The organism is bacterium (assembly GCA_040753085.1).
Lineage (GTDB): Bacteria > UBA9089 > JASEGY01 > JASEGY01 > JASEGY01 > JASEGY01.
In genome coordinates this window covers 1-6,023 of the sequence record JBFMHI010000169.1, presented here as the reverse complement: position 1 = coordinate 6,023, position 6,023 = coordinate 1, and the positions used below count along the sequence as shown (strand labels likewise).

Annotated in this window: 5 protein-coding genes and 2 tRNA genes; 1 reads left to right on the top strand and 6 read right to left on the bottom strand. The window is 46.4% G+C overall.

Translation table 11 applies throughout. The annotated features are described in order from the left end of the window. Positions 1-270 precede the first annotated feature (270 nt). The 3 genes from AB1797_12585 to nusA form a co-directional block, all read right to left on the bottom strand. A complete protein-coding gene (locus tag AB1797_12585) occupies positions 271-552 on the bottom strand; it encodes a DUF503 domain-containing protein (protein MEW5768430.1) in 282 nt (93 codons plus the stop codon). A gap of 209 nt (positions 553-761) precedes the next feature. Then, complete coding sequence (gene infB / locus AB1797_12580) at positions 762-2,693, bottom strand: translation initiation factor IF-2 (GenBank protein ID MEW5768429.1); 1,932 nt, start codon at positions 2,691-2,693, stop codon at positions 762-764. A gap of 7 nt (positions 2,694-2,700) precedes the next feature. Further along, positions 2,701-3,981 (bottom strand): transcription termination factor NusA, encoded by a 1,281-nt coding sequence (gene nusA / locus AB1797_12575; protein ID MEW5768428.1) that lies wholly within the window; start codon positions 3,979-3,981, stop codon positions 2,701-2,703. Between the two features lie 176 nt (positions 3,982-4,157). Between nusA and AB1797_12570 the strand changes: the two genes are divergently transcribed. Further along, the gene (locus AB1797_12570) at positions 4,158-4,283 is read left to right on the top strand and encodes a hypothetical protein (GenBank protein ID MEW5768427.1); all 126 of its coding nucleotides are present in this window, start codon (positions 4,158-4,160) and stop codon (positions 4,281-4,283) included. A 55-nt stretch (positions 4,284-4,338) separates the two neighbouring features. On the opposite strand, the gene AB1797_12565 is transcribed toward AB1797_12570, so the two are convergent. From AB1797_12565 to ychF, 3 genes are all read right to left on the bottom strand, one after another. Continuing rightward, a tRNA-Leu gene (locus tag AB1797_12565) sits at positions 4,339-4,425 on the bottom strand. A 112-nt stretch (positions 4,426-4,537) separates the two neighbouring features. Continuing rightward, positions 4,538-4,613 (bottom strand) — tRNA-Lys (locus AB1797_12560). A 108-nt stretch (positions 4,614-4,721) separates the two neighbouring features. Then, positions 4,722-5,798, bottom strand: coding sequence for a redox-regulated ATPase YchF (gene ychF / locus AB1797_12555; protein MEW5768426.1), 1,077 nt, complete (start codon positions 5,796-5,798; stop codon positions 4,722-4,724). Positions 5,799-6,023 lie beyond the last annotated feature (225 nt).

Below are 6,023 nucleotides of genomic sequence, written 5' to 3'. Positions count from 1 at the left end.
CTTCCCCTCCCTTGATGGGAGGGGTTAGGGGAGGGTGAAATAAACAAGAGTAATAATATTGCCCGCCAATTTCACCCTCACCCTATCCCTCTCCCATCAAGGGAGAGGGAATTTTGCTTTGTCTCCCAACTAACTGCTTAACTTAGTCTTGAGTAGTTACTGACTTCAAAGCATTTCGTAAGTGTTCAGCCACAAAGACACTAAGACACAAAGATTAAAGAATTATTTCTTAATTCCTCTTCGTGTCTTCGTCCCTTGGTGGCTGAACGGTTACAGCATTTCTATATCGTAATCAACTAACTGAACATCGCTATTATTGGTCTCAATCACAGAAATAGCGTGGTTAAAGATCTTGTGGGTGAGGGCAGCATCCGTGGAGACATTGGCCAGGCCAAGCGTAGCTACTTGCCAACGATCATTCGAATCAATTTCAGCAATGGAAATGTTAAATCTTTTTATACGTTCGATAATCGGTCGAAGGGCATTACGCTTTGCTTTTAGGGAGTTACTGGCTGGGATATAAAGTCTTACTCGACAAATGCCTACTACCATATAACCATTAACAATCGATAATTATAATTTGCAACTATTCAGCCACGGATTTACACGGATGGAACACTGATTTTTAATATATGAATCATTAAATCCGTGAACCGTGTCCGCAATTCGTATCTGTAAGGCAACCACAGTTGGGCAACCACAAGGGGTTGCCCCTACTATTTATCCGTGCTAATCCGTGTTAATCAGTGGCTAAATAGTTACTATAATTTTTTAGGTATGGCCTCGGTGTGGAATACCTCTATGATATCGCCTTCTTTGATATCCTGAAAATTAACCAAAGTGATTCCACACTCAAAGCCGCTTGCTACTTCGGCCACATCGTCTTTAAACCGACGCAAAGAGGCGATACTCCCCTCATAGATGACCACCCCATCTCTGATCACTCTGGCCTCAGCTCCACGATTTACTTTACCCTCTTTAACATAAGAACCGGCTATCACCCCGCTTTTGGAGATCCTGAAGAGCTTCCTTACTTCAGTTATACCCAGGATTACCTCCCTGTATTCCGGTTCCAAGAGGCCTTCCAGGGCTTGCTTGATGTCCGAGATGACATCGTATATTATCCGGTACATCCGCATATCCACTCCCTCTGTTTCGGCCAGTTGTTTGACCTCAGGATTCGCCGGCCGGACATGGAAGCCTATGATAATCGCATCTGAGGCGGCGGCAAGCATTACATCACTTTCTTTGATAGCCCCTACCCCCTGATGAATAACCTTCACCTTTACCTCATCGGTCCCGAGCTTCTCTAAAGATTCCTTTAAGGCCTCACAAGAACCCTGAACGTCAGCCTTGATAATGATGCCCAGCTCCTTGATGCCTTCTTCTTGCACCTTCCGGTAGAGATCATCAAGGGTAAGCCGCTGAACGACCTTGGCTGACTTCTCTCTTTGGATAGAGTGTCTCTTTAAAGAAATCTGTTTGGCTTCTTTTTCGCTATCCAGGACAAAGAAGGCATCTCCCGCCTCCGGAACTCCGGAAAGACCGAGCACCTCTACCGGCGTAGAAGGCGGAGCTACCGTAATCTTTTGGCCCTTATCATTGAGCATCGCCCTTACTCGTCCCCAGTATTGACCAAGAACAATAGGCTGACCCACCTTCAGGGAACCATTCTGAACAAGCAGGGTAGCGACCGCTCCCCGCCCTTTATCCAACCTAGCCTCAATAACAATCCCTTCCGCCTTCTTATCAGGATTGGCTTTTAGTTCCAACATCTCCGCCTCAAGCAAAAGCATCTCTAATAAGTTTTCTATACCAATCTTCTGTTTAGCGGATATTTCGGTAAAAATGGTTTTACCTCCCCACTCTTCCGGGATAAGGTCAAGATCAGACAGTTGCTGTTTTACCCTGGCTATATTAGCTGTAGGCAGATCGATCTTATTTATGGCCACCACCATAGGCACTTCGGCTGCCTTGGCATGGTCTATCGCCTCCCGGGTTTGAGGCATAACTCCATCATCAGCCGCCACCACCAGGACAACGATATCAGTGACTTGAGCCCCTCTGGCCCGCATAGCTGTAAAGGCCTCGTGCCCCGGCGTATCCAGAAAGGCCACTTCACCCTGATTGACCTTAACTTTATAAGCACCAATATGCTGCGTAATGGCGCCCGCTTCACCGGCCGCTACATCACTCATTCTGATAGCGTCTAAGAGCTTGGTCTTACCATGATCAACATGGCCCATAATAGTGATTATCGGGGGACGGGGTTTTAAATTTTCGACCGCTTCAGCTTCAGACACCTTAAGGGCCTCTTCCAGGGGAATCACTTTGACTTTAAAACCATAATCATGGGCAATCTCTTCCGCTTCCTTAACTGACAAACGCTGGTTTATAGGATAAGCCTTCCCCTGGGTGAGGAGATGTTTGATCAACTCGGCTGGACTGGTGTTAAGCTTAGGCGCTAACTCACCGACGGTAATAGGTTCTGCCATGGCCACCTCTTTCAAAGGAGGGGCAGGAGGAGGCGCCGGCTTTGATATTTCCTCAGCATATAGATCCAATATTTCTTGAGCTATCTCCGCCGTGATAGTGCTTTGATAACTTTTGACCTCTACCCCCATCTCGCGCAATTCAGCTACCATTTCTTTACTTGGACGGCCTAATTGCTTGGCCAGTTCATAGACTCTCATTTATCCCTCATCCCTCCAACATAGCCTTAGCTGCTTCAAAAATTTTAGTGGCCGTAGCTTTTCCTATACCCGGCACTTCCAGAAGACCCTCTTTACCGACTCTGACTACATCTTCCAGACTATGAATTCCCGACTCGGAAAGGCGATTTTTCATAACCTCTCCCACGCCGGGAATATCTAAAATATCTTTTACTGGTTCAGGCTTACTGAACAACTTTTCGGCTGCTTTGGCCTTAGCCGCAGATTCCTTCTCAGCCAGTTCCGTCTCTTTTTTAATATCAATTCGCCAATTAGTCAACTTGGCCGCCAATCGGACATTCTGTCCTTCTTTACCAATAGCCAGCGAGAGTTGATTGTCAGGCACAATCACCGTGGCCGTCTTTTTAGATTCATCAAGAATAACCTGACTAATTTGAGCTGGATTCAAGGCGTTGGTAATAAAGGTAACCGGATCATCACTGTATTGGGTAATATCAATCTTTTCCCCCCCCAGCTCCTTAATTATCGCCTGAACCCGCATGCCGCGCATGCCTACACACGCCCCTACCGCATCGACCCCTTTTTCCTTGGAGTAAACAGCGATCTTTGATCTAGCCCCAGGCTCTCGGGAAACAGCTTTTATTTCCACGATCCCTTCATATATTTCTGGAACCTCCATTTCAAACAACTTGCGAACCATCTCCGGATAGGTTCTGGAAAGCGTAAGTTGAGGCCCTTTAGAGCTATTTTTTACCTCGAGCAGATAGGCCTTCAGGCGGTCACCCACCCGGTATCTCTCTTTAGGCAGTTGCTCTCTGGGCAGTAAGATAGCTTCTGTTTTCCCTAAATCGACGAAGATATTTCTTTGGCTGATCCTTTGAATAGTTCCACTAACCAGGCTGCCTACCTTATCTTTATAGGTTTCAAAAACAAGCCCTCTTTCCGCTTCTTTGATTCGCTGAATGATAACCTGCTTGGCCGTTTGAGCCGCGATTCTACCAAAGTCTTTAGGCGTTAATTCTATCTCAAGGGTATCCTCCAGGTTAATATCACCCTTTTTTTTCTTCCGGGCATCTTCAAGGGTAATCTGACTCTTGGGATCAGAGACCTTTTCCACTACTTTTTTAACCGAAAAAATCTGGGCCTCACCAGTTTGCTTATCAAGGCGGGCAACGATATTGGAAGCTTTACCGTAATTCTTTTTATAAGCGGAAGATAAGGCATCCTCGATAGCCTTAACCAAAACTTCACGGGAAATACCTTTTCCTTTTTCCAGTTGGGTCAATGCCTCCTGAAATTCTCCCTTCAAGTGAATTACCCCCCTTTCGGATGGTAGATTTTGTAAGTGTTCAGCCACAAAGACACTAAGACACAAAAATAGAGCAGTAGAGCAGCAGAGCAGTAGTTAAAGATTTTTCTGAAAGTTCCAGAACTGCTGCTCTATTGCTCCCTAAGACACATAAGTAATTTGTAACCGTTCAGCACATGATGCTGGATGCTCGATGCTCGATCTTCGATGCTGGTAAAGGATTCAGTATCCAGGATCGAGCATCCAGAATCGAGCATCCAGGATCGAGGATCGAGGTTGTGTCTTTGTGCCTTGGTGGCTGAACGGTTACTAGATTTTTTGTCCCGCCATCCGCCATCGGCAATCCGAAATCGACCTTGGTGCGAAGGGCGGGAGTTGAACCCGCACGGAGTTTCCCCCACTAGATCCTAAGTCTAGCGCGTCTGCCAGTTCCGCCACCCTCGCCGAAACAATTATCAATTAACAGTGGATAGGCTGAAGGCTTTTAGGGACAGTCTTCAGCCTTCAGCCTTTAGTTGTTAGCCTTCAGCCTATCCACCTGAGTAGTTATGATAATTGGTGGGCCGTATAGGGATCGAACCTATGACCTTGGGATTAAGAGTCCCCTGCTCTACCAGCTGAGCTAACGGCCCGTCTTTAGGTTGGGTAGAGCGATAGCCAGATCCAACACCATTAAAGATTATATCACATTCTCCTGGAAATGTCGAGGATTTTTTTCGGCGACGGTCAAGGCCTTTTTCTTAGACATTAAATCGAAACTCAACTACATCTCCATCCCTGATTTGATACTCCTTGCCCTCAAGGCGAAGCAAACCTTTTGATTTAGCAGTAGCTTTCGAGCCGCAACTTATTAGATCTTCATAAGATATTACTTCGGCCCGGATAAAGCCTCGCTCCATATCAGAGTGGATCTTACCGGCGGCCTTGACCGCCGGTGTACCGGTTCTGACCGTCCAAGCTTTAACCTCCTTTTTCCCAATGGTAAAAAAAGATATAAGTCCCAGGGCACTATAGACCGTCCGGATAAGGTTATCTATGGCCGGCTCTTTGATGCCCAAGGCCTTCAGAAATTCGGTTCTTTCTTCTTCAGGCAGTTCCCTCACTTCAGCCTCGATCTTACCTCCTAAGACAATGAGCGGATAGCCCTTACCCCCGGTGTAAGTCCTTAGATCATTGAGTAAGGGATAGTCGGTTAGATTTAGTGCCTCTTCCGCTATGTTAGCGGCGATAATAAGCGATTTAGCCGTCAGAAACTGGAAGCCCCTGGTGAGTTTTTCCTCTTCATCATTCAAATTCATCATTTTTATCGGTTGCTCGGCGTCCAGAGCCTCCTGACATCTTTTAAGGAGCTGTTCCTCTATTTCATCTTGAGCGCTTTTCTTTTTTCCCTTTTGGTGATTAAGGGCAGTTATTCGGCGCTCAATTATAGCTAAGTCAGCCAGGGCGAGTTCATCGTCTATTTTTCGGATATCCCTGGCCGGATTTATTCCACCTTCAGGAGGAGAGATGGTCTGATCAGGGAACAAACGAATAACTTCCAACAGGGCATCTACCTGACGAAAATGAGAAATGACTTCAGGGTCTTCCAGCCATGTCCCTTTGGGTAGAGCTATGTCTATGAATTCGATTTCAGCCGAAACCACCTGTTTGGGAGCATATATTAGACCTAAGCGGCTAAGCCGTGGATCAGGAACCTTTACCTGGGCCAGGTTAAGCTTAGAATCTCCCTTGAAGAATTCGGCGGCACCCGCTCCGGTAAGGGCGTTAAAGACCGTGGTCTTACCCACTTTGGGTAGGCCGATAATACCAACTTTCATTTTTGAGTTTCGAGTTTCGGGTTTCGAGTTACTTTAACTCGGAACCCGAAACCCGTGAACTATTCTTGTAACCGTTTAGCCACAAAGCCACTAAGCCCCGAAGAGAATGATAGAATAGCACACGGATGACACAGATTTTGGCGGATTCTCACGGATTTTTTCTAATAAATTTTTATCCGTGTCAATCCGTCTCATCCGTGTAATCCGTGTGCTATTATTGGTAAT